25 protein-coding genes and 1 tRNA gene are annotated in these 24,603 nt (G+C 70.0%); 19 read left to right on the forward strand and 7 right to left on the reverse strand.

All coding sequences use genetic code 11. The features are described 5' to 3' along the window. The 3 genes from MUN33_RS05790 to MUN33_RS05800 form a co-directional block, all read left to right on the forward strand. Window positions 1-1,392, forward strand: a 1,392-nt coding sequence (locus MUN33_RS05790; RefSeq protein WP_244803969.1) for a cbb3-type cytochrome c oxidase subunit I, incomplete at its 5' end; no start/stop codon positions are given. Window positions 1,393-1,476: 84 nt separating this feature from the next. Next, entirely contained in the window at window positions 1,477-2,748 is a 1,272-nt protein-coding gene (gene serB, locus MUN33_RS05795) for a phosphoserine phosphatase SerB (protein WP_439647835.1), read from the forward strand. Window position 2,749: 1 nt separating this feature from the next. Further along, the gene (locus tag MUN33_RS05800; protein ID WP_244803971.1) at window positions 2,750-3,589 is read left to right on the forward strand and encodes an aminoacyl-tRNA hydrolase; all 840 of its coding nucleotides are present in this window, start codon (window positions 2,750-2,752) and stop codon (window positions 3,587-3,589) included. Between the two features lie 10 nt (window positions 3,590-3,599). On the opposite strand, the gene MUN33_RS05805 is transcribed toward MUN33_RS05800, so the two are convergent. The 3 genes from MUN33_RS05805 to MUN33_RS05815 form a co-directional block, all read right to left on the reverse strand. Further along, window positions 3,600-5,165, reverse strand: coding sequence for an AMP-binding protein (locus MUN33_RS05805; RefSeq protein ID WP_244803972.1), 1,566 nt, complete (start codon window positions 5,163-5,165; stop codon window positions 3,600-3,602). 171 nt (window positions 5,166-5,336) lie between these two features. After that, window positions 5,337-7,418, reverse strand: a complete 2,082-nt coding sequence (locus tag MUN33_RS05810; protein WP_244803973.1) for an ATP-dependent DNA helicase — start codon at window positions 7,416-7,418, stop codon at window positions 5,337-5,339. Continuing rightward, complete coding sequence (locus MUN33_RS05815; protein ID WP_369414929.1) at window positions 7,415-8,779, reverse strand: nicotinate phosphoribosyltransferase; 1,365 nt, start codon at window positions 8,777-8,779, stop codon at window positions 7,415-7,417. The genes MUN33_RS05810 and MUN33_RS05815 overlap by 4 nt, the downstream gene beginning before the upstream one ends. Window positions 8,780-8,811: 32 nt before the next feature. Between MUN33_RS05815 and clpS the strand changes: the two genes are divergently transcribed. From clpS to MUN33_RS05860, 9 genes are all read left to right on the forward strand, one after another. Beyond that, window positions 8,812-9,126 (forward strand): ATP-dependent Clp protease adapter ClpS, encoded by a 315-nt coding sequence (clpS, locus tag MUN33_RS05820; protein ID WP_244803974.1) that lies wholly within the window; start codon window positions 8,812-8,814, stop codon window positions 9,124-9,126. Between the two features lie 9 nt (window positions 9,127-9,135). Next, window positions 9,136-9,771: a DUF2017 domain-containing protein gene (locus MUN33_RS05825; protein WP_244803975.1), complete on the forward strand. Its 636-nt coding sequence runs from the start codon at window positions 9,136-9,138 to the stop codon at window positions 9,769-9,771. Further along, on the forward strand, window positions 9,764-10,813 hold the full coding sequence (locus tag MUN33_RS05830; protein WP_244803976.1) for a P1 family peptidase: 1,050 nt from the start codon (window positions 9,764-9,766) through the stop codon (window positions 10,811-10,813). Before MUN33_RS05825 ends, MUN33_RS05830 begins: the two co-directional genes overlap by 8 nt. Window positions 10,814-10,830: 17 nt before the next feature. Beyond that, window positions 10,831-11,490: a rhomboid family intramembrane serine protease gene (locus MUN33_RS05835; protein WP_244803977.1), complete on the forward strand. Its 660-nt coding sequence runs from the start codon at window positions 10,831-10,833 to the stop codon at window positions 11,488-11,490. Window positions 11,491-11,638: 148 nt separating this feature from the next. Then, window positions 11,639-12,481, forward strand: coding sequence for a glutamate racemase (murI, locus tag MUN33_RS05840; RefSeq protein WP_244803978.1), 843 nt, complete (start codon window positions 11,639-11,641; stop codon window positions 12,479-12,481). A gap of 100 nt (window positions 12,482-12,581) precedes the next feature. Next, on the forward strand, window positions 12,582-13,409 hold the full coding sequence (locus tag MUN33_RS05845; RefSeq protein ID WP_244803979.1) for an MBL fold metallo-hydrolase: 828 nt from the start codon (window positions 12,582-12,584) through the stop codon (window positions 13,407-13,409). Window positions 13,410-13,420: 11 nt separating this feature from the next. After that, window positions 13,421-14,191, forward strand: coding sequence for a ribonuclease PH (rph, locus tag MUN33_RS05850; protein ID WP_244803980.1), 771 nt, complete (start codon window positions 13,421-13,423; stop codon window positions 14,189-14,191). Window positions 14,192-14,193: 2 nt separating this feature from the next. Next, on the forward strand, window positions 14,194-14,838 hold the full coding sequence (locus MUN33_RS05855) for a non-canonical purine NTP pyrophosphatase (RefSeq protein ID WP_244804415.1): 645 nt from the start codon (window positions 14,194-14,196) through the stop codon (window positions 14,836-14,838). A gap of 90 nt (window positions 14,839-14,928) precedes the next feature. Next, window positions 14,929-16,299 (forward strand): amidohydrolase, encoded by a 1,371-nt coding sequence (locus tag MUN33_RS05860; RefSeq protein ID WP_439647836.1) that lies wholly within the window; start codon window positions 14,929-14,931, stop codon window positions 16,297-16,299. Window positions 16,300-16,323: 24 nt separating this feature from the next. Here the strand turns inward: MUN33_RS05860 and MUN33_RS05865 are convergent, their stop codons facing one another. Together MUN33_RS05865 and MUN33_RS05870 are read right to left on the reverse strand one after the other, a co-directional pair. Further along, window positions 16,324-16,707 carry a DUF3817 domain-containing protein gene (locus MUN33_RS05865; protein WP_244803981.1) on the reverse strand — a complete coding sequence of 128 codons (384 nt, stop codon included), beginning with the start codon at window positions 16,705-16,707 and terminating at the stop codon, window positions 16,324-16,326. A gap of 8 nt (window positions 16,708-16,715) precedes the next feature. Further along, on the reverse strand, window positions 16,716-17,171 hold the full coding sequence (locus MUN33_RS05870; RefSeq protein ID WP_439647837.1) for a hypothetical protein: 456 nt from the start codon (window positions 17,169-17,171) through the stop codon (window positions 16,716-16,718). A 90-nt stretch (window positions 17,172-17,261) separates the two neighbouring features. On the opposite strand from MUN33_RS05870, the gene MUN33_RS05875 reads away from it, so the two are divergent. Further along, window positions 17,262-17,345, forward strand: a tRNA-Leu gene (locus tag MUN33_RS05875). Between the two features lie 445 nt (window positions 17,346-17,790). Then, window positions 17,791-17,931, forward strand: coding sequence for a hypothetical protein (locus MUN33_RS05880; protein ID WP_244803982.1), 141 nt, complete (start codon window positions 17,791-17,793; stop codon window positions 17,929-17,931). A gap of 18 nt (window positions 17,932-17,949) precedes the next feature. Here MUN33_RS05880 and MUN33_RS05885 read toward each other — a convergent pair whose 3' ends face one another. Continuing rightward, window positions 17,950-18,495 (reverse strand): hypothetical protein, encoded by a 546-nt coding sequence (locus MUN33_RS05885; RefSeq protein WP_244803983.1) that lies wholly within the window; start codon window positions 18,493-18,495, stop codon window positions 17,950-17,952. Window positions 18,496-18,698: 203 nt separating this feature from the next. Here MUN33_RS05885 and MUN33_RS05890 point away from each other — a divergent pair, with 203 nt between their 5' ends. The 3 genes from MUN33_RS05890 (at window position 18,699) to MUN33_RS05900 (ending at window position 22,509) form a co-directional block, all read left to right on the forward strand. Beyond that, window positions 18,699-20,759 carry a neutral/alkaline non-lysosomal ceramidase N-terminal domain-containing protein gene (locus tag MUN33_RS05890; protein ID WP_244803984.1) on the forward strand — a complete coding sequence of 687 codons (2,061 nt, stop codon included), beginning with the start codon at window positions 18,699-18,701 and terminating at the stop codon, window positions 20,757-20,759. Window positions 20,760-20,888: 129 nt separating this feature from the next. Continuing rightward, entirely contained in the window at window positions 20,889-21,245 is a 357-nt protein-coding gene (locus tag MUN33_RS05895) for a YciI family protein (protein ID WP_244803985.1), read from the forward strand. Window positions 21,246-21,261: 16 nt separating this feature from the next. Then, window positions 21,262-22,509 carry an RNA polymerase sigma factor gene (locus MUN33_RS05900; protein ID WP_244803986.1) on the forward strand — a complete coding sequence of 416 codons (1,248 nt, stop codon included), beginning with the start codon at window positions 21,262-21,264 and terminating at the stop codon, window positions 22,507-22,509. Between the two features lie 31 nt (window positions 22,510-22,540). Here the strand turns inward: MUN33_RS05900 and bcp are convergent, their stop codons facing one another. Then, entirely contained in the window at window positions 22,541-23,023 is a 483-nt protein-coding gene (gene bcp / locus MUN33_RS05905; RefSeq protein ID WP_244803987.1) for a thioredoxin-dependent thiol peroxidase, read from the reverse strand. A gap of 161 nt (window positions 23,024-23,184) precedes the next feature. Here bcp and MUN33_RS05910 point away from each other — a divergent pair, with 161 nt between their 5' ends. Together MUN33_RS05910 and MUN33_RS05915 are read left to right on the forward strand one after the other, a co-directional pair. Further along, the gene (locus tag MUN33_RS05910; RefSeq protein WP_244803988.1) at window positions 23,185-23,466 is read left to right on the forward strand and encodes a DUF3618 domain-containing protein; all 282 of its coding nucleotides are present in this window, start codon (window positions 23,185-23,187) and stop codon (window positions 23,464-23,466) included. Window positions 23,467-23,534: 68 nt separating this feature from the next. Beyond that, a complete protein-coding gene (locus MUN33_RS05915) occupies window positions 23,535-24,602 on the forward strand; it encodes an AbrB family transcriptional regulator (RefSeq protein WP_369414939.1) in 1,068 nt (355 codons plus the stop codon). Window position 24,603 lies beyond the last annotated feature (1 nt).

A 24,603-nucleotide genomic window follows, 5' to 3' on the forward strand; every position in this document is an offset into this window, starting at 1 on the left:
TTCGCCAACTACATCATGCCGCTGCAGATCGGTGCACCGGACGTGGCCTTCCCCCGGCTGAACGCCTTCGGCTTCTGGCTGACCACCTGGGGCGGCATCATCATGCTCACCGGCTTCCTCACCCCCGGTGGCGCGGCGGACTTCGGCTGGACGATGTACATGCCGCTGGCGGACGCCATCCACTCGCCCGGTGTGGGCTCGCAGTTGTGGATCGTCGGTGTCGGTGTCGGCGGCGTCGGCAGCATCCTCGCCGGCGTCAACATGATCACCACGATCCTGTGCCTGCGTGCGCCCGGTATGACGATGTTCCGCATGCCGGTGTTCACCTGGAACATCCTGGTGATGTCCCTGCTGGTGCTGCTGATCTTCCCGCTGCTGACCGCGGCCGCACTCGGTGTGCTCTACGACCGCCTGCTCGGCGGCCATATCTACGACCCGGCCAACGGTGGCGCGATCCTGTGGCAGCACCTGTTCTGGTTCTTCGGCCACCCCGAGGTCTACGTCCTGGCCCTGCCGTTCTTCGGCATCGTCTCCGAGATCTTCCCGGTGTTCTCCCGTAAGCCGATGTTCGGTTACGTCGGCCTGGTGTTCGCCACGCTGTCGATCGCGGCGCTGTCGCTGGCGGTGTGGGCGCACCACATGTTCGTCACCGGTGCGGTGCTGCTGCCGTTCTTCAGCTTCATGACCTTCCTGATCGCCGTGCCGACCGGCATGAAGTTCTTCAACTGGCTGGGCACGATGTGGAAGGGCCGGATCACCTTCGAGACCCCCATGGTGTTCGCCGTCGGGTTCTTCGCCACCTTCCTGTTCGGTGGTCTGACCGGTGTGATGCTGGCCTCGCCGGCACTGGACTTCCACCTCTCGGACACCTACTTCGTGGTCGCCCACTTCCACTACGTGCTCTACGGAACCGTCGCCTTCGGCTCCTTCGCCGGCGTGTACTTCTGGTTCCCGAAGATCACCGGCCGGATGCTGGACGAGAAGCTGGGCAAGATCCACTTCTGGCTGACCTTCGTCGGCTTCCACACCACGTTCCTGGTGCAGCACTGGCTGGGCAACATGGGTATGCCGCGCCGCTACGCCGACTACCTCGACCAGGACAACTTCACCGTCCTGAACCAGGTGTCCACCATCGGTGCCCTGATCCTCGGTATCTCCGTGCTGCCGTTCGTGTGGAACGTGTTCAAGTCCTGGCGTTACGGTGAGGTCGTCACCGTGGACGACCCGTGGGGCTACGGCAACTCGCTGGAGTGGGCCACCTCCTGCCCGCCGCCGCGGCACAACTTCACCTCGATGCCGAAGATCCGTTCGGAGCGTCCGGCGTTCGAGCTGCACCACCCGCACATGGTCAAGACCGCCCGCGAGGAAGCACACGTGGGACGCCACTTCTAGTCCCCGCTCGCTGAGATGAGCCGCACCCCAACTACGCGGGGTGCGGCTGTTTCCGTCTGAGGGGTGCATGGAAGAATGAGACGTGTGGACCAGCACACTTCCTCCCGTCACCTCACCGTCAGCCTCGCCCCCGGACTCCTCCCCGGCGTCGTCACCGTCACCGGGCCCGACGCCCCCGGCGTGTCCGCGGACTTCTTCCGCATCCTCGCCGACCACGGCGTCCAACTCCTGGACGTCGAACAAGCCAACTTCCGGGGAACCCTCAACCTCGCCGCCTATATCGGTGTCGTCGCCGGCAGTACCGAGGCCATGCGACAGGCCTTGACCGACGAACTCGCCGGCCGCGAGATGACCGTCACCCTCGACGTGGACGACGGGCTGCAGGGCAGCCGTCCCCGCTCCACGCACGCCGTCATCGTCCTCGGCAACCCTGTGACCGCCGAACACATCTCCGCGATCGGCCAGACCCTCGTCGACCACGGCGCGAACATCGACCGCATCCGCGGCATCGCCGACTACCCCGTGACCGGACTCGAACTCAAGGTCACCGCGGCCGACCCGAGCCCCGGCGGCAGCGCGGCCCTGCGCCAGTCACTGGCCACGGTGTCCCACGCCACCGGCGTGGACATCGCCATCCAGCGGGCCGGCCTCACCCGCCGGGCACCCCGGCTGATCTGCTTCGACGTCGACTCCACGCTGATCCAGCAGGAGGTCATCGAGATGCTCGCCGCCCACGCCGGACGTGAGGCGGAGGTCGCCGAGGTCACCGAGCGCGCGATGCGTGGGGAACTCGACTTCTCCGAGTCGCTGCATGAACGGGTCAAGGCGCTCGCCGGACTGGACGCCTCCGTCATCGACGAGGTCTCCCGCATGGTCCAGCTGACCCCCGGAGCACGGACGACGATCCGCACCCTCAAGCGGCTGGGTTTCCGCACCGGTGCGGTCTCCGGGGGCTTCGTCCAAGTCCTCGAACCTCTGGCCCGCGAGCTCGGCCTCGACTTCTACCGTGCGAACACCCTGGAGATCGTCGACGGCAAGCTCACCGGACGGGTCATCGGCCAGGTCATCGACCGCGACGTCAAGGCCGAGAGCCTGAAGGAGTTCGCCTGGTCGAACGGCATCGCCCTGCACCAGACGGTCGCCGTGGGCGACGGGGCCAACGACATCGCCATGTTGTCTGTGGCCGGCCTGGGGATCGCATTCAACGCGAAACCCGCCTTGCGTGAGGTCGCCGACGCCACCGTGAACCACCCGTTCCTGGACGAGGTCCTCTTCATGCTCGGGATCGACCGCGACGAGATCGACGCCGCAGACCTCCAGGACGGCTCCTACCGCCGCGTCCCGTTGGAGCAGTGAGTTGTCCTTCGAGCGCGCCCACGACCGCCTGAGGACGGTCCTGGGGGAGAACGACGGGGAGAACCCCGACGACCCCTCGAGCATCCGCGCCATGCCCCTGGTACTGCACATCCCGCATGAGCCCCGCCCGGAACGGCGGGACCTGCTGGAGGCAGCGGCGGTGGCGTGCGTGTCGCTGTGTCTGGACGAGCGTGCCGGGGTCGGTCTCGCCGAGGCGTCCGGCGCGGACGACACAGACGCTGCGGACACCCCGGAGGAGGCAGACGGTGACGTGGCCCGTGCCCTGGTGGCCTGGTACGGCGTGCGGATCCGCAAGATCGCCCGGCGGGCACGGAACAAGAAGTGGACTGACGTACAGGCCCTGCCCGGGGTGACCGCGGAGGTGCGGGGCGCCGAGGCCCGCGCCTTCGTCCCGTGCCCGGTGGTGGACACCCCGGCGGCGCTCAACAAGCTGCAGATCGAGGGCACGGACCTGCCGCTGCCCGAGGACGCGGAGGGGGTGACCGCCGGGGACGACCACCCGGTGGTCTACGTCGACGCGTCCCTGGGGATGAGCGTGGGGAAGGCAGCGGCACAGGTCGCGCACGGTTCGATGTTGCTGGCCGCGGCGATGGGCCGGGACCGCGCGCGGCGTTGGCGGGACGAGGGATTCCCGCTGCATGTCTGCGAGGTCGACGCCGCACGGTTCGCGGACCGTCGCGCCGCCGCTGAATCGCGGGAGGCCGACGGTGCAGGTGAGGTGGGGGACTCCGGCCGGGGTGCCGCCGCGGTCGTGCGCGACGCCGGCTACACCGAGGTCGCCCCGGGCTCGGTCACGGTGGTGGCGCTGGACCGGGGCTGACGGCGCCGGGTCAGAGCAGGGAGCGGCGCAGGATCTTCCCGGTCGCGGACTTCGGGATCTGCTCGACGAACTCCAGGGCGCGGATCTTCTTGTAGGGTTCCACCCGCTCGGCGATGAAGCCGACCAGTGCCTCGCTGAGGGCGTCCCCCGCGGCGTCGGCGTCGCGGGCCACGATGAAGGCCTTCGGGACCTCCTCCCCGTCGGTGTCGGTCACCCCGACGACCGCGGCGTCCGTGACATCGTCGTGCGTGAGCAGCAGGGCCTCGAGCTCGGCGGGCGGGACCTGGTGTCCCTTGTACTTGATCAGCTCCTTGAGCCGGTCGACGATGAACACCTCACCGGTGGAGCCGTGCCGGGCGAGGTCCCCGGTCCGCAGCCACCCGTCACCGGGCAGCGCCGTGGCGTCGGCGTCAGCTAGGTAGCCCTCCATGACCTGGGGTCCACGGACCCACAGTTCACCGGCGTCGCTCAGGGACCCCTCCTGGGCCGGGACGGGGATCTCCTCGCCGGAGTCCGGGTCGACGATCCTGTGCTCGGTGTTGGACACCGGACGACCGACGGATCCCGGGGAGAGGCTCCTGTCGGCGTTGACGTGGGTCACCGGGCTGGTCTCGGTGAGGCCGTAGCCCTGGTAGACGTCGATACCGAGCCGCTTCTCCACGGCGCGGGCGAGGTCCTCGTCGAGGCTCGCCGCCCCGGAGAGCACCGCCCGCAGCGTCGAGAGGTCGTAGTTGTCGACCTCCGGGTGCTTCGCCAGGGCCACGGCCACGGGCGGGGCGATGAAGGTGAAGGTCACCCCGTGCTTCTGGTGGTTGCGCAGGAAGGTGTTGAGCTCGAAGCGGGGGACGGTGAGCAGCCGGGCACGCAGGCGGATCACCAGGTTGGCCAGGGTGGACAGGCCGTAGATGTGGAAGAAGGGCAGCACGCCGAAGACCACGTCGTCGCGGGTGATCAGGTCGGAGTTCTCGACCTGCGCCATATTCGCCACCAGGTTGCGGTGGGTCAGCCGCACGCCCTTGGGCAGCCCGGTGGTGCCCGAGGAGTAGGGCAGGGCGGCGAGCTGTGTCGCCGGGTCGAAGGAGACGGCCGGCGGGGTGCTGCGCTCCGCCAGCATCTGGGTGAGACCCCGGGAGGTGTCGAGGTGGATCAACCGGTCGTCCGGCAGGCCGGCGAGTTCGGCGGCCTCCTCGCCGCCGTCCCCGAGTCCGGCGAGGGTCATCAGCATCACCGCGTGGGAGTCGCGCAGCTGCTCGGCGACGCTGGCCGGCGACGCCAGCAGCGGGACGGGGGTCAGGACCGCCCCGAGGCGCCAGAGCGCGTGGGCGGCGATGATGAACTCCACGGAGTTCGGGCAGTGGAGGGCGACGACGTCGTTCTTGGCGACGCCGTGGCGTGACAGCCAGCCGGCGACGGAGTCGACGTGGCTGCGCAGCGTGGCGTAGGACGTCTCGGTGCCGCCGGCGAGGTCGACCACGGCGACGCGGTCCTCGTCCTCGGGGGACAGGCCACCGTAGAGGTACTCGTGGAGTCCGACATCAGGGATGGTGACGTCGGGACGGTCACTCGTGACTGGCATGGGTGTCCTCCTGCGCGGGATTTCGGGGTCGTCGTGGCCCGGTACATGTGTTCGTGGCCAATCCTACCCGTGACCGCGGGTGACTCCGCCCACAATCCCCCGCGGCGGCACACCCGACTCCGGGACGACGGGGATCGGCGCAGGCGGGGGACCCACACCAGTCGGTGCGTCTCAGCCGGCGCGGAGGCGTCGCAACGCCCCCCGCGCGGTCTCACCGTCGACGGTCTGCCAGAACGCCGGCATCGACGCGCGGAGGAAGGAACCGTAGCGTTTCGTGGCCAGTCGTTGGTCGAGGACGGCGACCACGCCGCGGTCGTCGACGGCGCGCAGCAGGCGTCCGGCCCCCTGCGCCATCAGCAGTGCCGCGTGGGTCGCGGCGATCTCCATGAAACCGCTGCGGCCGGCGGCGTCGACGGCGTCCTTGCGTGCCTGGGACAGCGGGTCGTCGGGCCGGGGGAACGGGATCCGGTCGATCACGACCAGGGACAGCGACGGTCCGGGGACGTCCACACCCTGCCATAGGCTCAGGGTTCCGAACAGGCAGGTCTCCGGCTCCGCGCGGAACCGGTCGATCAGGGCGCCGAGGGAGTCGTCGCCCTGGCAGAGGATCTCGTAGGGCACCAGGGTACGCAGTTCGGCCGCGGCGTTCTCCGCGGCACGGCGCGACGAGAACAGGCCCAGCGTCCGGCCTCCGGCGGCGGTGACGAGCTGGGCGAGTTCGTCGAGGGATTCCGGCGAGGTGCCCTCGCGCCCCGGGGGAGGGAGGTGGCGGGCGGTGTAGAGGATGCCGTGTGTCGCCGGGTCGAAGGGCGTGCCGACGTCGAGGGTGGTGCATGTCGACGCGGCGAGGCCCCAGGTCGCCAGCATGGAGGTGAAGCGCCCGCCGAGGGCCAGCGTCGCTGAGGTGAGCACCACGGTCTGGTCGGCGAACAGACGGCCGCGGAGCAGGTCGGACACACTCAGCGGCGCGACGTAGACGCTGCGGCGTTGCCGGTCGCCGGAGAGCCAGACGACGTCCTCGCCGAGCAGTGAGTCCGCCGTGTCCTCCGTGTCCGCGGAGCCGTCGCTGCCGCCGTCGCTGCCGCCCCCGCTGCCGTCGCCGCCCTCGGTGGCGTCGGCCGGGGAGGCCTCCAGGATGCGCACCACGGTGTCGTGCATCTCCTCGCACGCGGCGAGGCAGGAGAAGATCTCCGCGGTCTTCTCCGGGTCGTTGTCGGCACCACCGTCGAGGGCGCCCGTCCCGCCGCTGCCCTGCAGGCGGCTGCGGGTCTTCCACAGTGCGTCACGCAGGGCGTGCAGCGGTTCCACCAGCGTGACGGGCACACTCGTCCACCGGCCGTCGGGGGCCGTCCCGCCGGTCACCGCGGCCTCCATCTCGGCGGTCCAGGTGTCGCCGGCACCGAGCAGTTCGGTGGCGCAGTCGTCGGGCCCGACCTTCTCGCAGCGGCGGGCGAGGATGGCCACCGCCGCACCCGACAGCTCCTCGGTGGCGACGGAGGTGATGCGGCCCTCGAGCTCGTGGGCCTCGTCGATGATCACGGTGTCGTGGTTCGGCAGGACCGACTGCTCCGACAGCGCGTCGATGGCCAGCAGCGCGTGGTTGGTGACCACCACGTCCGACTGGGCGGCCTTCTCCTTGGCGGCCTCGGCGAAACACTGGTCGCCGAAGGGGCAGCGGGTCGCGCCCACGCACTCGCGGCTGGTGACGCTGACCTGGCGCCACGCCCGGTCCGACACCCCGCGGGGCAGGGTGTCGCGGTCGCCGTCCTCGGTCTCCTGGGCCCACTCGTGCAGGCGCGCGACCTGCGCGCCGGTGGCGGTGACCTCCGCCTCGTCGATCAGGGCCCCGGTGTCGCCGTCGTCGTCCCCGCCGCCGGTGCCGCCGATCCGGTTCAGGCAGACGTAGTTGTTGCGGCCCTTGAGGATCGCGAAGCTCGGACGCCGCCCCAGCCCCGCGGCCAGTGCCTCGGTGACGCGCGGCAGGTCACGGTCGACCAGCTGGCGCTGCAGGGCGATCGTCGCCGTGGAGACCACCACCCGTTCGCCGGCGCCCACCGCGTGCTCCAGGGCCGGGACGAGGTACGCCAGGGACTTACCGGTACCTGTGCCGGCCTGCACGGCGAGGTGCCTGCGGTCGGCGATCGCCGTCGACACCGCCGCCGCCATCCGGCGCTGCCCGTCACGTCGCGAGCCGCCGAGTGCCGCGACGGCATTGTCGAGCAGCTCACTGGTGCGCTTCTCCCGGGCGTTCACAGGCCGGCGAACCGGACGCTCAGGGCGGGCTCGTCGCGGGACAGGGCCAGGCCCTCCCACGGCAAGGTCACCAACTGGCGGGCGAGGTGGTCACGGGACTCGTCGAGGGTCGGCAGACCGTCGACGACCGCGCCGTCGCGCATCAGCGGCACGGTGAGCTCCACCGGGTGCAGGATGCCCAGCTCCGGCATCGCGGCGTCGAAAGGGTACACCACCTCCTCCACCGCGGTGCCGGTGTCGCGGCAGGCCCGCAGCGCCCGTTTCGCCCCACCGTGGCTGGCCTTGTGGCTGCTGCGCTTGGCCACCGGGTGCCCGTCCACCGAGGTGAGCTTGTACACCAGCCCGGCGGTGGGGGCGCCGGAGCCGGTGACCACCGACGTCCCGGCGCCGTAGATGTCCACCGGCTCGCTGCGCAGCGCGGCGATGGCGAACTCGTTGAGGTCCGAGGAGACCACGATGCGGGTGTCGTACGCACCGAGGGAGTCGAGCTGGTCGCGGACCTGCCGGGCGAGCACACCGAGGTCACCGGAGTCGATCCGCACGGCACCCAGTGCTGTACCGGCCACCTCCACGGCGTTGCGCACGCCCTGGGTGATGTCGTAGGTGTCGACCAGCAGGGTGGTGCCGGGGCCCTGGGCGGCGATCTGCGAACGGAACGCGGCCTTCTCGTCCGGACGGCCGTCGTCGTCGACATGCAGCAGCGTCCAGGCGTGGGCACTGGTGCCGCCGGCGGGCAGCCCGTAGCGGTGCGCCGCCTCGAGGTTCGAGGTGGAGTGGAAACCGGCCAGGTAGGCCGCCCGGGCCGCGGACACTGCGGACTGCTCGTGGGTGCGGCGCGAGCCCATCTCGATGATCGGACGTCCCTCGGCGGCGGTGACCATCCGGGCGGCGGCGGAGGCGACGGCGGAGTCGTGGTTGAGGATCGACAGGATCACCGTCTCCAGGATCACCGTCTCGGCGAAGGTGCCGCGCACGGTGAGGATGGGCGAGTTGGGGAAGTAGAGCTCACCTTCCCGGTAGCCGTCGACGTGCCCGGTGAAGCGGTAGGAACGCAGGTACTCCCGGGTGGTCTCGTCGAGGAAGTCCAGGCCGGCGAGCTGCGCCTCGGTGAACCGGAAGTCGCGGACGGCCTCCAGGACCCGGGCGGTCCCGGCGACGACCCCGTAGCGGCGTTCGTTCGGCAGCCGGCGGGTGAAGACCTCGAAACTGCACGGACGGTCGGCGGTGCCGTCGCGTAGCGACGCCTGCAGCATCGTCAGTTCGTACATGTCCGTCAGCAGAGCGGTCGACGGTCCCGACGCTTCAGGCGGTGCAGACGGTCCCGGGGTCGCGGTGTGCTCGTTGGTGGTGTGCTCGGTCACGGTCGTCCATCCTAGTCGGTAGTCTGGACACCATGACTTCGCCTGCCGCTCCCGCCGCACCGGCGGTCACTCCCGTGGAGGAACAGCTGCCGGACTCGCTCACCGAGGCCGACCTCCCGTGGTTGTGCATCTGTTGGGATGACCCGGTGAACCTGATGAGTTACGTGACCTACGTCTTCCAGACCGTGCTGGGCTACTCCAGGAAACGCGCGACCGAGCTGATGATGCAGGTCCACACCGAGGGCAAGGCCGTGGTCAGCTCCGGGGAGCGCGACAAGGTCGAGGGCGACGTCAAGAAACTGCACACCGCCGGCCTGTGGGCCACGATGCAGCGCGCGGAAGGGTGACCGGAGACCATGAAACCGTGGGTGAAGAAGAAGAGCCTGATGCGCGGCGTCAGGTACCTCACCGAGCTCGAACCGATGGAGCGCGAGATGCTGGGCAACAGCGCCGCCACCGTGGGTGAACTGCTCATCGGCCGGGCCAGGTCCGCGCCCAGGGACGAACTCGCCGAGATGACCGGGCTGCCGTCCGGGCACACCGACGCCCCGGACGACCCCGTCCTCGCCGCCATGCTCCCGGCGTTCTTCCGGGACGGCGACGAGGAAGTCGACGGGGAGGCCGGGGTGTCCCGCCAGTTCAACGAGACCGACATCATCAAGGGCAAGCTGGTGAACCTGCGGCTGGTCAGCGACGTCCTCGGCCCGGACGGCTCGGTGCACGTCAGCCTCACCGCCGACCAGACCTCCGCCTGGCTCGCCGCGCTCACCGACGTCCGCGCCTACCACCACGGACGTCTCGAACAGGTCCGTGGCGAGGCGCAGGACGGCGAGGTCGCGGCGATGGAGAACTACCTCGAGTGGCTCGGCTACCACCAGGACAGCCTGATCACCGCCATGATGGGGCCGATGGACGTCCCCGACGGTTTCGCCGACCCCGGCAACGGTGGCGACGGCGACGGGGACGGGGACGACGGTGGTCGCCGTGACTGACCCGGCCGGCACACTCCTCGACGTCCCCGGTCTCGCACTCGGCCACGCCGAGGTCGGCAGCTCCGGGGTGAGCGTCGTCGTGTGCCCGGACGGGGCGGTGGGGGCCGTGGACGTGCGCGGTGGGGGACCGGGCACCCGGGAGACCGACCTGCTGGCGCCGTCGAACACCGTCGAGACGGTGCACGCCGTCGCCCTGTGCGGCGGTTCCGCCTACGGCCTCGACGCCGTCGGGGGAGTCATGGCCGAACTCGAGGCCCGCGGCATCGGCCTGCGGGTCCTCGGCGACGCCGTGCCTGACCTCACCGTGCCGATCGTCCCGGCGGCGGTGATCTTCGACCTGCCCGTCGGCGACCCCGCGTCACGGCCCACCGCCGACACCGGGCGCCGGGCGGTCGAGGACGCGCTTACACCCGGAACCGGTGGTGGTGCCGCGGCGGGACCCTCCCGCGCCGGGAACGTCGGTGCGGGACTCGCGGCGACCGCCGGAGCCGTGAAAGGCGGTTTCGGCCAGGCCAGCGAGTCCGTCCGGCTCAGCGACGGGAGCCACGCCACCGTCGCCGTCGGGCTGGTCGCCAACCCCGTCGGCTCGGTGGTGGACCCGGCGACCGGCCGGCTCTGGGGGAGCACCGGCGCCGCGGCCGCCGGGGTGCCCGAGCCGACGGAGGCCGGTCTGCGCGCCATCCTCGACCGCGGTGTCGGGGGGACGAAGATGACCCCGTCCGGTCCGACACCGCTGAACACCACCATCGGTGTGGTCGCCACGGACGCCGACGTGAACAAACCCCAGGCACAGCGGCTCGCCACCACCGCGCACGACGGCCTGGCCCGCGCCGTCCGCCCGTCCCACCTGCCGATGGACGGCGACACCTTCTTCGCCCTGGCGCCGTCCGGCACCCGCGCCGGTGCCGGCACCGCCGACCTGGCGCTGCTCTGCGCGGCCGCGGCGTCCTGCGCCGAACGCGCGGTCGTCCAGGCGGTGCTCGCCGCCGAGACAGCCTTCGACGTCCCGTCCTGGCGGGACATCATGACCGGAACACCCTGAGGAGAGCGAGGAGAGCCATGACCGGGCACACGCCGGCGGCCACGACCGCGAAGACAGTCAAAACCCGGTTCCGGGACCGCGGGAGATTCGGCCAGGCGCTGGTCACCACCCTGGTGTTCCTCGCGGTGCTGTGGGTGGTGCAGATCGTCAACTGGGCCTCGGGGAACCGTCTGGTGTCCCTCGGCATCCACCCGCTGGACTTCTCCCGGTTCTGGGGGATCCTCCCGGCGCCGTTCATCCATGTCGACTTCGCGCACCTGGTCGCCAACACTCCGGCCATCGCCGTCCTGCTCTTCCTCGTGGCCCTGTCCGGGCAGAAGGCGGTGTGGGCGTCCACTGTCGTGGCGACCGTGGTCGGTGGCCTCGGGGTGTTCTTCATCGGCGGGGAGAACACGGTGCACGTCGGGGCGTCGATACTGGTCTACGGCTGGGCGGTGTTCCTCGCCGTCCGCGGGTTCTTCACCCGCCGGATCCTGGAGATCCTGCTGGGGCTGGCCGTGGTCGTGGTGTACGCCGGGCTGTTCTGGGGGATCCTGCCCAACCAGGCCGGGGTGAGCTGGCAGGGGCACCTGTTCGGCGGCGTCGGTGGAGCGGTGACCGCCTGGGCGGCGGGACGTCCCGCGGCGAAGGAGCGCAGGCAGGTCACGGCGGCGCGGTCGGCGGGTGCGGTGAAGTGACCGGACGGCGCCGGCCGTCGATGACGCCTCCGTCACAGGGGAGGGGAGCGCGACCAGGCACGATGCCGTCGTCCCCTGGGGTAGAGGCGTAACCGGTGGGGGACAGTCCGGTACGGCGCGGGCCGGTCGCGCAGTAGACTCATCCACCATGGACGCTCTCCCCGTGGTGCACCCGGCACCGACCGCCTCATCACCCATCGGCATCTTCGACTCGGGGGTCGGCGGACTGACCGTGGCACGGTCGGTCGTCGACCAGCTCCCCGGCGAATCGGTGATCTACATCGGCGACACCGCCAACTCCCCCTACGGGGACAAACCCCTGGCCACGGTCCGGGAGCTGGCCACCGCCATCGCCGACCAACTCGTGGAGCGCGGGTGCAAGATGATCGTCGTCGCCTGCAACTCCGCCTCCGCGGCGTTCCTGCGCGACGCCCGTGAACGCTACCCGGTCCCGGTGGTAGAGGTGATCCTGCCGGCGGTGCAGCGCGCGGTCGCGGCGACGAGGAACAACCGCGTCGGTGTGATCGGGACCAAGGCCACGGTGACCTCCGGGGCGTACCAGGACCTGTTCGCCGCCAGCCCGGGTGTCGAGGTGGTCGCGCAGGCGTGCCCGCAGTTCGTGCCCTTCATCGAGCGGGGGATCACCTCCGGGCGTCAACTGCTGGGGTTGGCGGAGACCTACCTCGAGCCGTTGAAGGACGCCGGGGTGGACACCGTGGTGCTCGGATGCACCCACTACCCGCTGCTGACCGGTGTGATCCAGCTGGTGATGGGCGACGACGTGACCCTGGTGTCGTCGGCGGAGGAGACCGCCAAGATGGTCTACCGCACCCTGTCGGAGAACGACCTGCTGGCCGAACCGGTGCCGGGCCACGCCCCCGAGCTGACCTTCGAGTCCACCGGGGACCCGGCTCGGTTCGCCGGTCTGGCCACCCGTTTCCTGGGGCCGTCGGTGGCCGGTGTCAGCCGGATCCCGGAGATGCTGCGGTAGCGGATCCCGGGGAGTCTCCCGGGGCGTCTTGAGGGGAGCTTTCAGCGGAATCACTGCCTGGCTCCCGGTGCACGGCAGGGTTCATGTAACAATATCTGTCATGGACATGACCATTCTGGGATGCTCCGGGAGTCTCTCTGCACCAGACAACCCCGCGTCCGGCTACCTCCTGCGGATGTCGGACGGGCGCGAGATCCTCATGGACATGGGCCCCGGGGTCCTCGCCGGCCTGCAGGGGGACGGCGACCCGGGCAGTGTCGACGTGATCTTCTCCCACCTGCACCCCGACCACTGCTCGGACTTCCCGTCCCTGGTGGTCTGGCAGCGTTTCCACCCCACCCACGCCGCCTCGTCGCGGCACACGATGATCGGCCCGTCGATCGCGGCGCTGCACCTGGGGCGTGCCTCGGCCGACCACCCGTCACGGGTCGACGACTTCTCCGACATCCTGGACGTGCGGTCCTGGCGGGCGCCGGACCTGCAGGACACCCCGGTCGCCTTCGACGCGTCCTCACGGGGCACGGTGTACCCGGTGCACCACATCGGGGAGACCGCGCTGTACGCCGCGCCGGCGGTGCACCCGACGGAGTCGTACATGATCCGGGTGGAGGAGCAGGACGGCTCCTCCCTGGTCTACAGCGGCGACACCGCCGCCACCGGGCACCTCGCCGCCCTGGCCCACGGGGCCGACGTCCTGCTGTGCGAGGCGACCTGGGGGGAACGCGACAACGGCGACAACCCGCCGCAGATGCACCTGTCCGGTGAGGAGGCGGGGCAGGCCGCGGCGCAGGCCGGGGTCGGGCGGCTGATCATCACCCACGTCCCGCCGTGGGGGGATCCGGAGGGTGCGCTCCGGGGGGCCCGCCGCTACTACGACGGTCCGGTCGAGCTGGCCCGCCGCGGGATGGTCGTGACCGTCGGCAGCTAGACTGTCGAGACATGAGTGCTTCCGAGAACAACGCGCCCACCACCCGCGCCGACGGACGGGCCGTCGACCAGCTGAGGAACGTCCGTGTCACCCGCGGCTTCACCACCAACCCGGCAGGCAGCGTCCTCGTCGAGTTCGGTGACACCCGCGTGATGTGCACCGCCAGCGTCTCCGAGGGTGTGCCCCGGTTCAAGCGGGACTCCGGGGAAGGCTGGCTGACCGCCGAGTACGCCATGCTGCCGTCCGCCACCGCCGAGCGCATGCAGCGTGAAGCGGTCAAGGGCAAGGTCAAGGGACGGACCCAGGAGATCTCCCGGCTGGTCGGCCGGTCGCTGCGTGCGGCGGTGGACCTGCGCGCCCTGGGCGAGAACACCGTGAACATCGACTGCGACGTGCTGCAGGCCGACGGCGGCACCCGGACCGCCTCGATCACGGGCGCCTACGTGGCGTTGGCGGACGCGCTGGCGGTGCTGAAGAAGCGCGGAGTCATGCCGGGTGAGCCGCTGCTGGCCCCGGTGGCGGCGGTATCCGTCGGCATCGTCGACGGTGTCGCCTGCCTGGACCTGCCGTACGAGGAGGACAGCCGCGCCGACGTGGACATGAACGTGGTGATGACCGAGCAGGGCCGGTTCGTGGAGATCCAGGGCACCGGCGAGAACGCCGAGTTCAGCCGCGACGAGCTGTCGGTGATGCTGGACCTGGCCGAGGGCGGCCTGCGTGAGCTGACCGCGCTGCAGCGTGCGGCCCTGGCCGCCGACCTGGGGGAGACGGTGACGCTGTGAGTGTGAAGGTCCTGGTTGCCTCGCGCAACGCCAAGAAACTCGCCGAGTTGAACCGCGTGCTTGACGCCGCGGGTGTCGACGGTATCGAGCTGCTGAGCCTGCGCGACGTCGAGGCGTACCCCGAGACCCCGGAGACCGGCGCCACCTTCGAGGAGAACGCGCTGATCAAGGCCCGGGACGGGGTGCGCTACGCGGGCCTGCCCACCGTCGCCGACGACTCCGGACTGTGCGTCGACGCCCTCAACGGCATGCCGGGGGTGCTGTCGGCCCGCTGGTCGGGCACCCACGACACCGGCGACGGTTCGGTGGACGAGGCGAACAACCGCCTGCTGCTGGGGCAGACCGCCGACGTCCCCGACGAACGACGGGGCGCCGGGTTCGTCTCCGCGTGCGCGCTGGTGGTGCCCGAGGAGATGGCGGGACGGTTCGACGGGGAGACCGAGGTCACTGTCCGGGGCGTGTGGCGCGGCATGCTGCTGCGCGAACCGCGCGGTACCAACGGCTTCGGCTACGACCCGCTGTTCTCCCCGGACGAGGAGCCGCGCAAGTCGTCGGCGGAGCTGTCGGCGGAACGCAAGGACGAGCTGTCGCACCGGGGCCGCGCCCTGGCGGAACTCGTGCCGTACCTCACCGCACTGCGTGGCTGATGTGTGGCTGATGAGGGGTTGAGCGACCGGGTTTCGCGGTAGGGTGGTGGGGACAACAGAACCCCGCTTCCTGGAAGGAACCGTGAGACCGTGCCCGTGACCGTCGAACCCGCTGAGATCGTCGCCGGGACAGCGCTTGACCGGGAGTGGCTCACCAGCCTGTACAAGGAGTTCCACCGGCGTCCGGAGCTCTCCGGCGCCGAGGAGTGGACCGCCGGGCGCATCGCCGAGGAATTGCGGCGGTTCAGCGACTGGGAGGTGACCACCGGTATCGGCGGGCACGGCATCACCGCGGTGCTGCGCAACGGTGAGGGGCCGACGGTGCTGTTCCGCGCAGACTTCGACGGCCTGCCCGTCGCCGAGAACACCGGCGTCGACTACGCCTCGACCCACGCCCAGCTGGACGCCCAGGGCCAGCGGGTGCCCACCATGCACGCCTGCGGCCATGACGCGCACACCTCCAGTGCGCTGGGGGCGATGTCGATCATCGACGCCTCGCGGGAGAAGTGGCAGGGCACCGTGGTCTTCCTGTTCCAGCCCGCCGAGGAGGCCTCCATCGGTGCCCACCGGATGGTGAACGACGGGCTGCGGACGATCATCCCGCGTCCGGACGTCTGCCTCGGCCAGCATGTGGTGCCCGGTCCGGCCGGTCAGGTGTACACGGCCCCCGGGCCGGTGTTGACCAGCTCCACGACGATCGAGATCACCCTGTTCGGGCGTGGGGCCCACGCCTCGATGCCGCACCGGGCGGTCGACCCGGTGGTGCTTGCCGCGTCGGTGGTGATGAAGCTGCAGACGGTGGTGTCCCGTGAGCTGCCGCCGGGGAAGTTCGCCGTGGTCACCGTCGCGTCCGTGGAGGCGGGCAAGGCCAACAACGTGATCCCCGATTCCGCCCGGCTCGCCCTGAGCTGCCGCTTCTACGAGGAGTCGGTGCGGACCAGGGCGGTGGACGCGATCAAGCGGATCGTCCGGTCGGAGGCCGCGGCCGCGGGGTGTGAGCGGGAACCGGAGTTCCGGTTCCTCGGCCTGCTCGCCGCCACCGACAACGACAGCACCGCCTACGCGGTGGTGCGCCCCCACTTCGACGAGTTCTTCGGCGCGCAGTCCCAGGAGATGGAGCCCTGGACCGCCTCGGAGGACTTCTCGGTGATCCCCCGGGCGTTCAACGCCCCGTACCTGTTCTGGACGGTGGGGATCACGCCGCTGAAGCAGTGGCGACGGGCGGAGGCCGCCGAGCGGCTCGACATCGACATCCCCTCGAACCACAACCCGGGTTTCCTGCCCGACCTGTCCACGCTGCCGGTGACGACGCAGGCCGCCGCGCTGGCCGTGCTGGGCTGCCTGACCCACCAGTGGCCGGGCACACCGGCAGGGTGGTCACCGGCCACCGGGACCGAGGCGTCCGACATCGACGCCGCGGCGGTGCGCCGGGCGAAGGTGGAGACGTCCCAGGCGGACTGAACCGCACGGCTGTGGCGTCCTCGGTCAGCCGGCGAGGCCGAAGGCCTCGATGACCTCGTTGCGGCGGCGGCGCTCCAGCACGAACGACAGGACCGGGATCACACCGGCAAGGATGGTCGTCACCCATTTGGCCGGTGCCCAGCGGGCCTTGACCCCCAGGTCCAGGCAGGTGGCGCAGTAGATCAGGAAGATCCACCCGTGGACGATGGCCACCAGGGAGAACCAGCCCGGGGCGTCGATGTCCATCGGGGGGAAGACCAGGTACTTGAGGATCATCTCCACACACAGGAAGAGCAGGAAGAGACCCGTGATGTAGGCGAGCACGGAGTAGCGCGTCAGTGCCCCCTTGACCCGGCGCTGACGCGCCGGGGTCACCGGTGCGGTGACAGGGGTGGTCGGGGTGGTCATCGGTGTTCTCAGTCCGTCCTTGCTGTGTTGTCGTTCTTGCTGTGGCCCGCCGAGCGCCGTGCCTGGCGCCGTCGGTCGTCCTCGAAGTACTCCCGGGCGGCGGCGTGGGTGTCGCGGGTGGGGAGGATGTCGTCCGGGATCTCGCGGGGGGCGGCGTCGGACGACGGCTCGGGTGCTGCGGGGGCCGTGGCGCCGGCGGCGCGTTCCCGCTCGTACTCCATGTACCTGCGGTAGGCGAAGATGAAGAACAGGCCGAAGATCGGCCACTGCAGTGCGTAACCGAGGTTCTGGTAGGAGCCGTCCCCGCTGGACCACCGGCCCCACTGCCACCAGGCGAGGCAGAGTGTGGCCACGACGGCGAGTACGAGGAAGACGACCTGGACCACCCGGACTCGCAGCGACTGCGGCTGCAGGGATCCGGTGGTCGTCGAGCTGTTCTCGGTTCCGGGTGAGTCTTCGGGCACGGGTTCCAGGGTACCCCTGGTGGTGCTGGTACCATAACCCGGAGCAGCCGGTATGCCGGTTGTGTCGACGGCCACGATGTGGCCGTCCACGCGCCCGTGGCGGAATTGGCAGACGCGCCAGGTTTAGGTCCTGGTGTCCTGACGGATGTGGGGGTTCAAGTCCCCCCGGGCGCACAGTGAGGGGGCGTGGATCGCCAACCCTGTGGTGGCGCACATTCCGGCGCATGCCACCCCGGGGTGCAGCCAGGAATCCCGGTTGCCCAGAGGGGTCGGGCCGCCTTCCACTTGCGCGGATCCTTTCCTGTGCTAAAATCCGGCGTCCTGCTCAGTCATCGGTGTCACGTCGCAGGTAGCACTCGGTACAGGCCAGGTCGCGCTTCTGCGGGAATGCGGCTGTCGCCCCGGACGGCGCCGGGTCCGCACATCCATGCCTGCACAGGCACCCCCTCCATCCAGAACGCAGGGGGACATCCCGGATCTCACGCCGCTCTGAGGCGTACTTTGTCGGTGGCCTCCCCGGCCGGACAGGTACGTCGCGGCGTCCGCCCCCGAAAGACCACGAGAAAACCCCGTCGACCCCGTCGACGGGACCACCGAAACCTTGTCGAAAGGAGTGACCATGCCCCGCACTTTCCGCCAGCTGATCAACACCCTCACCGGACCGGCACAAGAACCGACCGAGCCGAACCACCCGACTGTCGCCGTCGAATACGACGCGCTGTTCCAGCTGCCGCAGGGCGTGGATCATTCCGCTCCCTGAGCGGTCACAGGTGCGACGTCAGAGGGTACCGATCCATTCCGCCCGCTCGGTCTGTGCGTCGAAGTTCTCCTGGAAGCTCAGCCGGTACTCACCGGGGTCGGCGGGCCCGTCGAAGCAGATGGTCCCGTCTTCGCTCTGTCCGGGACCGACCTCGTCGAGCACGTGGTCCGTTTCCTCGGAGACGGTCTGCGTCCGGGGCAGCTGCTGCGGATCATAGAGCTTCCAGGCTGCGAGCCCGCGGACCTGCAGGGGCTCCGTCTCACTGGTCACGGTGAAGTTCACGTCCGCACAGACCTGCGTGGTGGTCCCGCGATCGAAGGCGCGGAGGTTGTCGACGGTGATGTCCGCCTTGTCGATGCTGATCGTTTCACCGACCGCCGGCAGGTCGGAGTCGGCGGCTGGATCGTCCGCGGAGGTGTCGACGGCGGTGCCGGTGGGGGTGCTGGCGGCGGTGCCGGTGCTGTCGGCGTTGTCACTGGTGTCGCCGTCGACGTTGTTGCCACATGCGGCGAGGGCGAGAGAAGCGGTGAGTGCAAGTGCGGCGAGGCTGCGTCGTCCGGTCATGGTTCTCTCCTGGTCGTCGGGTGGGGTCGTCCACCATCGAATCCTATAGGAGTCGATACAATTCAAGCGGGGGCAGCGGTCTGACCTGTACTTATCCGGATATCAACGGTCATTCCGGTGATTCCGGCGTCGATTCCCCTCTGTTTCGGATACGAGAATGTTTGCCGTGAAGTAGGGTCAGTGCAGACACGAGGGGAGCATTGATGACCGGATTCTCACGGAGGACATTCCTCGCCGGACTCTCCGCACTCGGCGGCACCGTACTGTGGTCGTCCGTCGGGCCGTCCACCGTCCCGCACGCGCACGCCGGGACCGCCGGAGGTGCAGCGTCGGCGGCGGGTCTGTCGGTGGGCCGGGGAATCGCCGACGCCACCGGCGAGCCCCTGGGCGCGGGAATGGACGGCTACGCGGTACAGGAGCAGACGTCGGTCGGTATCCGGCAGCGTCTGTACTCCCGTGCCTTCATCTTCGACGACGGCGCCCGCCGGTTCTGCCACGTCACCGTGGACACCCCGCTGATGTTCCAGTCGGTCTTCCTCGAGGTACTGCGTCGCCTGCGCAGGCACTACGGCGACAGCTACCGCACCGACAACGTGGTGCTCACCGCCACCCACACCCACGTCGGACCGGGCGGACGCTCCGGCCACGCGATGGTGGACCTGGTCACCCTCGGCTTCCGTCCGGTGACCTTCGAGGCCCAGGTGGCGGGCATCGTGCAGTCGATCCGTCGGGCGCACGACGACATCGCCCCGGCCGAGCTCACCCTCGTCAGCCGCACCGTCGACGGCGTTGGCGAGAACCGCTCCCGGATGGCGTTCGACCGGAACCCGGCCGAGGACATCGCCGAGAACCCCGACGGCGTGGACCGCCGGTCGGTGACCCTCCACGTCGCCCGGGACGGCGTCCCGGTCGGCCTGATCAACTGGTACTCGGTGCACGCCACCAGCTTCAGCCACCACATCCGGCACATCTCCGGCGACAACAAGGGCTTCGCCGCGTACTCCTACGAGTCCGCCGCCGGGGTGGACCACCTCGACCTGGCCGCGGCCCCCTTCGTCGCCGCGTTCGCCCAGGGGACGCCCGGGGACGTCACGCCCAACCACGGACTCGTCCCCGGCTCCGGGCCGGGCGGGGCAGGGGAGGACGGCCAGAAGGAGTCGGTCGCGGTCCTCGGCCGACGCCAGGCGGACGCCGCCGAGCCGTCCGGCGCCACCCGGATCCCGCTCGACGGGCGCGGCGCCCTGGAGGGACGGACCTGCTGGGTGGACATGGACTCCGTCGAGGTCGACGGCCGGTGGACGCCCGACGGCACCCGCGGGCGCACCGGGCCGGCCGTACTCGGTGCGGCGTTCGCGGCGTCGAGCCAGGAGGACGGCGGCGGGCTGGACATCGACCTCGGCATCGACGAAGGCGAACGCGGCGGGGCACCGTGGGTGCGGCGGCTCAACGAGCTCGCCCCCGTCCCGGAGGACGTCCGCCGGATCCACGCGCCGAAGGACATGCTCCTGCCGATGGGCTACATCGACGGCATGATCCAGCAGCGACACTTGTTCGGGGTGTGGCGGATCGGCGGGCTGGTCCTGGTCTACCTGGGGTTCGAGCCCACGGTGACCTCGGGCCTGCGGATCCGAAGGACGGTGGCCGAGGCGATGGGCCTGCCACCGGAGAACATCGTGGTGCAGGGCTACTCCTGCGGCTACGGCCACTACATCACCACCCCGGAGGAGTACGAACAGCAGGACTACGAAGGCGGGGCCACGGCCTTCGGACGCCTGGAACTCCCCGCCGTCCAGCAGGTCGTCGACCGGCTCGCCACCGCCCTGGCCACCGGGGAACAGGTCGACCACCGGGCACCGGCAGGCGACCTCACCGGGGTGATCCCCGCCAGCCCCGCGGCGGTGTCGGTCGTCGACACCGCCCCGCCGGGACGGCGCTTCGGCGACGTGCTCTCCGCGGACGGCGGCGTCAGCGTCGGGCAGACCGCCACCGTCCGCTTCGTCGGGGCGAACCCCAACAACGACCTCCGGCTGGAGGACAGCTACCTCCGGGTCGAACGCGACGACGGGACCGTCGTCGCCCACGACTCGTCCTGGTCGACGCTGCTCACCTTCGACCGCGAGATGACCGTGACGACCACCACCGTGGAATGGGACACCACCGGTCAGGCGCCGGGGGAGTACCGGGTCGTCCTGCGTGGTGAATGGAAGGACATCCGCGGCACGGTGCGTCCCTTCGAGGGCAACTGCCCTGTCACCGTCAGATAGATTCGACGGAATCCTGCCGGGGTTGTCGATATCCGGGGATCCCGTACGTCATCATTGTGCAGAGGCCGAATAGGCCGGCAGCGCAGGCATCCGGAACCGCCGGGGACTGACTACCGTGACGGAGGAGTCATGAAGTACGCACTACTGTTGATGGGACACACCGACGACCCGGTCTGCGGGGACGACGGAGGTGCCTCTCCGGAGGAGTTCTTCGAGTTCGACAAGGAGATCGAGGCGGCGGGGGTGGTCCTCTACTCGTTCGCCCTGGAGGACCCGGAGCATTCGGTCATCGTCGGCAGCGACGGTGCAGCGGGAGGAGGTGACCGCGTCGTCTCCTCCGGGCCGTACCCGGAAGTCAGCGAGTTCGTCGGTGGTGGCTACGTCATCGACGTACCTGACCTCGACACGGCGGTCGCGTGGGCGAAGAAGAGTCCGGCGTCCGGCGCGGGTGGACACATCGAGATCCGGCCTCTGGCTCCCTACTGACAGGCGGCCCCACACCATGTCCGACCCGCCTGTCGTCCTGGACGCGGAGACCCGAGCCCGGCTGATCGCGACTCTCACCCGCCGCTTCGGTGACATCGATCTCGCGGAGGACAGTCTGCATGAGGCGGTGCTCCAGGCGGTGCGGACGTGGCCTGGGTCAGGGGAACCCGATAACCCGGTCGCGTGGCTGACGACCGTCGCTAAACGTAAAGCCTTCGATGCCGTCCGTCGGGAAGATCTCCTCGCGCGGAAGATCGCGGAGCTGCACATCGTGCAGGACCGCCCCGACGGGGCCGACCCCGTCGGTGACGCAGTCGGTGAGGGGCAGGCGGGCCGGGACGACCGCCTCGCCATGCTCATCGCCTGCTGTCACCCTGCGTTGACACCGGCTGACCGTGTCGCGATGACCCTGCGTTTTGCCGCCGGAAGAGACACCCGCGTGGTGGCCGACCTGCTCCTGCTTTCGGTGCCCACGTTACAACAACGCATCACCCGCGCGAAGAGGCGCATTCGCACGCTCGGCATTTCCTTCGCAGTGCCCGGTGGCGAGGCACTGGCGGAGAGACTGGACAGCGTGCTGAAGGTGATCTATCTGATCTACACCGACGGATTCGCACGCAGCACCGGGCAGGCCCACGTCCGGGACGACCTCACGGAGGAGGCGGTACGCCTGGCACGCCTGGTGCATCGGCTTGAACCGGGGTCCGCGGAGACCACGGGACTGCTGGCGCTGCTGCTGCTCACGGAGGCCCGGCGCCCCGCCCGGGTTACCGCGGACGGTCGGCCGGTGCCCCTGGAACACCAAGACAGGACACGCTGGAGCGCTCGGCTCAGGGACGAGGGGCTGGTCCTGGCCGAACGTGCCGCCCGAATGGCAGGGGCCCGGAGCTATGCGATCCAGGGCGCCATTGCCGCGGTGCATGCCGAGGCACCGACCTTCGCCGACACCGACTGGCGTCAGATCGCCGTCCTGTACCGAATTCTCGGACGGTACGAGTCCGGTCCGGCGGTACGACTGGCCACGGTTATCGCCGTCGGACGCGCCGAAGGGCTACAGCGGGGCAGTGAGCTCCTCGACGAACTGTCCACGGGCAAGGACTTCGACGACTACCGGCCGTTCCATGTGGCCAGGGCGGTCACCTACCGGGAACTGGGGGACCGTAAACGCGCCGCCTCAGCCTACCGGCGGGCACTGGAACTACCGGGGAACGGTGCCGAGGACAGGTTCCTGGAGGACATGCTCTCGGAGGTGACCCGCGGGTAAGCCAGACATTCCTGATCGGGGTAAGGCGAGGTTAGTAGAGGTCCCGGATGATCCGGGCGACGTGCCCGGTGGCCTTGACGTTGTACTTCGCCAGGCCCACGGTGCCGTCCCCGTTGACCAGGAACGTCGACCGGATGACCCCCTGCACGACCTTGCCGTAGTTCTTCTTCTCGCCGAAGGCGCCGTAGGCGGTCAGCGTCGTTTTCTCCGGGTCCGACAGCAGCGGGAAGGTGAGGTCGTGCTTCTCGCGGAACGCCTCCAGCTTCTCCACCGGGTCCGGGGAGATGCCGAGGACGTCCACCCCGGCGTCGTTGAGTTCGGTGAGGGAGTCCCGGAAGTCGCAGGCCTCGGTGGTGCAGCCCGGGGTGTCGGCCTTGGGGTAGAAGTACACGATGACGCGGCGCCCGCTGTAGTCGGACAGGCTGACCTGCCGGCCCCGGTCGTCGGTGAGGGTGAAGTCCGGCGCGACGTCGCCGACCTCCAGGATGGTGCGGTTGTTCTCGGAAGTGCTCATGCCCTCCGAGTGTACGGTGATCCCGGGTCCTGTCGAGCACAGGCGGGGCACACGTCGGACACAGTTCGCCGGGTTCTTCTGCACCGCAGTGACCCGGGAACGTACAATTCAGGGACAATCCCCCAATCCGTCAGTCACGACCAGTAATGCAGGAGACTTCAGTGGCCCGCACCATCGACTCTATCCAGAGCGACATCGAACGCACCCGTGAACAGCTCGCGAGGACTCTGGACGAGCTCAGCGTCCGCGCGGCTCCGAAGAACCTGGCGGACGAGGCCAAGAGCCAGGCGTCCCACGTGCTCTCGCAGCCCAAGGTCCAGATGATCATCGGCGGCGTCGTCGCCGGTGTGGGTCTCGTCGTCGCCCTCACAGTCGCCGGTCGGCGCAACGAGAAGAAGCAGATCAAGGAAATCCAGCGTCTGCTGGCCTCCGCCAGGTCCTGACCGGCATCCCCGCCCCACGCGACCCCGGACAGCCCCGGCGGATCTCCGGCACACGACGTGCCGTCGAGATCGCCGGGGTTTCCGCATGCGCCGTCGCGCTCGGCGCGCTGTGCACCCACCTGGGTGTCCCGGCCTCCTGGATCGTCGCCTTCCTCGTCTCCTTCGGCGCCTACGCCATCCTCTCCGACCGGCAGACGACCCCGCCGCCGACGCTGATGCAACCGGCGCAGGTGGTCATCGCGATGGTGTGCGTCGCCCCGCTGAGCCAACTCGACGGGGCGACGGTCGTCGGCTACATCGTGCCCACCGTCCTGGCCCTGGTGGTCACCCTGGCGGTGTGTGCCGCGGCGGCGTTCCTCCTGTACCGCTCCGGGGCGGCCAGCGCGGTGAGCTCCCTGTTGGCGACACTCGCCGGCGGTGCCAGTGGCATGACGGTGCTCGCCGCGGAACTGAAGGAGGACGTCCGCTTCGTCGTCCTCACCCAGTACCTGCGGATGTCACTGGTGGTGCTGACGCTGCCCGTCTTCGTCCACTTCTTCGCCGGTGGCGGGGACGAGTTTGGCGGGGGAACCTCCGCCGACGGCGACGCGCCGGCATGGTGGGACCCGGGCCTGCACCCGGCTCTCGGGGCGCTGGTCATCTGGGCGGCCGTGTGGGTGACCGTGCGCCTCACCCGCCGGGTGGTGACCCTGCCGGTGCCGTACCTCCTGCTGGCGATGCTGCTGACCTGGGTCGCCGGACTCGCCGGGGTGCCGGACCAGTGGCTGCGGCCGGAAGGTCTAGTCCTCGTCCTCGCCTACGCCGTGATCGGCGTCCAGGCCGGAGGGACGCTCACCGTGTCCGCCCTACGCCAGTTCAGCCACAGCCTGCCGCTGATCCTGTCCGCGGTGGCCGCGATGATCCTCGGGGCGATCCTCGCCGCCGTCCTCATCGCCTATTCCAGCGGTATCCCCCTCATCGACGCCTACCTGGCCACCGTCCCCGGGGGTATCTACGCCGTCCTCGCCTTCGCCCACGACGCGGGCTCGGAACCGATCGTCACCGTGGTGCAGGTGATGCGCACCCTGGCGATGCTGGTCATCGGAGCCTACCTGCCCACCGTCATCGGCTGGTGGGGACGACGCCGGCACACCTGAC

The sequence above is a fragment of the Corynebacterium kalidii genome (assembly GCF_022869005.1).
Lineage (GTDB): Bacteria > Actinomycetota > Actinomycetes > Mycobacteriales > Mycobacteriaceae > Corynebacterium > Corynebacterium kalidii.

What these genes read in the sequence shown, in the direction of transcription:
- MUN33_RS05835 (WP_244803977.1), top strand. Translation starts at nt 10,831, where the DNA reads ATGACCGGGCACACGCCGGCGGCCACGACCGCGAAGACAGTCAAAACC.
- MUN33_RS05890 (WP_244803984.1), top strand. Translation starts at nt 18,699, where the DNA reads ATGACCGGATTCTCACGGAGGACATTCCTCGCCGGACTCTCCGCACTC.
- MUN33_RS05825 (WP_244803975.1), top strand. Translation starts at nt 9,136, where the DNA reads ATGAAACCGTGGGTGAAGAAGAAGAGCCTGATGCGCGGCGTCAGGTAC.
- MUN33_RS05885 (WP_244803983.1), bottom strand. Translation starts at nt 18,495, where the DNA reads ATGACCGGACGACGCAGCCTCGCCGCACTTGCACTCACCGCTTCTCTC.
- MUN33_RS05805 (WP_244803972.1), bottom strand. Translation starts at nt 5,165, where the DNA reads ATGCCAGTCACGAGTGACCGTCCCGACGTCACCATCCCTGATGTCGGA.
- MUN33_RS05895 (WP_244803985.1), top strand. Translation starts at nt 20,889, where the DNA reads ATGAAGTACGCACTACTGTTGATGGGACACACCGACGACCCGGTCTGC.
- murI (WP_244803978.1), top strand. Translation starts at nt 11,639, where the DNA reads ATGGACGCTCTCCCCGTGGTGCACCCGGCACCGACCGCCTCATCACCC.
- MUN33_RS05865 (WP_244803981.1), bottom strand. Translation starts at nt 16,707, where the DNA reads ATGACCACCCCGACCACCCCTGTCACCGCACCGGTGACCCCGGCGCGT.
- clpS (WP_244803974.1), top strand. Translation starts at nt 8,812, where the DNA reads ATGACTTCGCCTGCCGCTCCCGCCGCACCGGCGGTCACTCCCGTGGAG.
- MUN33_RS05900 (WP_244803986.1), top strand. Translation starts at nt 21,262, where the DNA reads ATGTCCGACCCGCCTGTCGTCCTGGACGCGGAGACCCGAGCCCGGCTG.
- MUN33_RS05880 (WP_244803982.1), top strand. Translation starts at nt 17,791, where the DNA reads ATGCCCCGCACTTTCCGCCAGCTGATCAACACCCTCACCGGACCGGCA.
- MUN33_RS05845 (WP_244803979.1), top strand. Translation starts at nt 12,582, where the DNA reads ATGGACATGACCATTCTGGGATGCTCCGGGAGTCTCTCTGCACCAGAC.
- rph (WP_244803980.1), top strand. Translation starts at nt 13,421, where the DNA reads ATGAGTGCTTCCGAGAACAACGCGCCCACCACCCGCGCCGACGGACGG.
- bcp (WP_244803987.1), bottom strand. Translation starts at nt 23,023, where the DNA reads ATGAGCACTTCCGAGAACAACCGCACCATCCTGGAGGTCGGCGACGTC.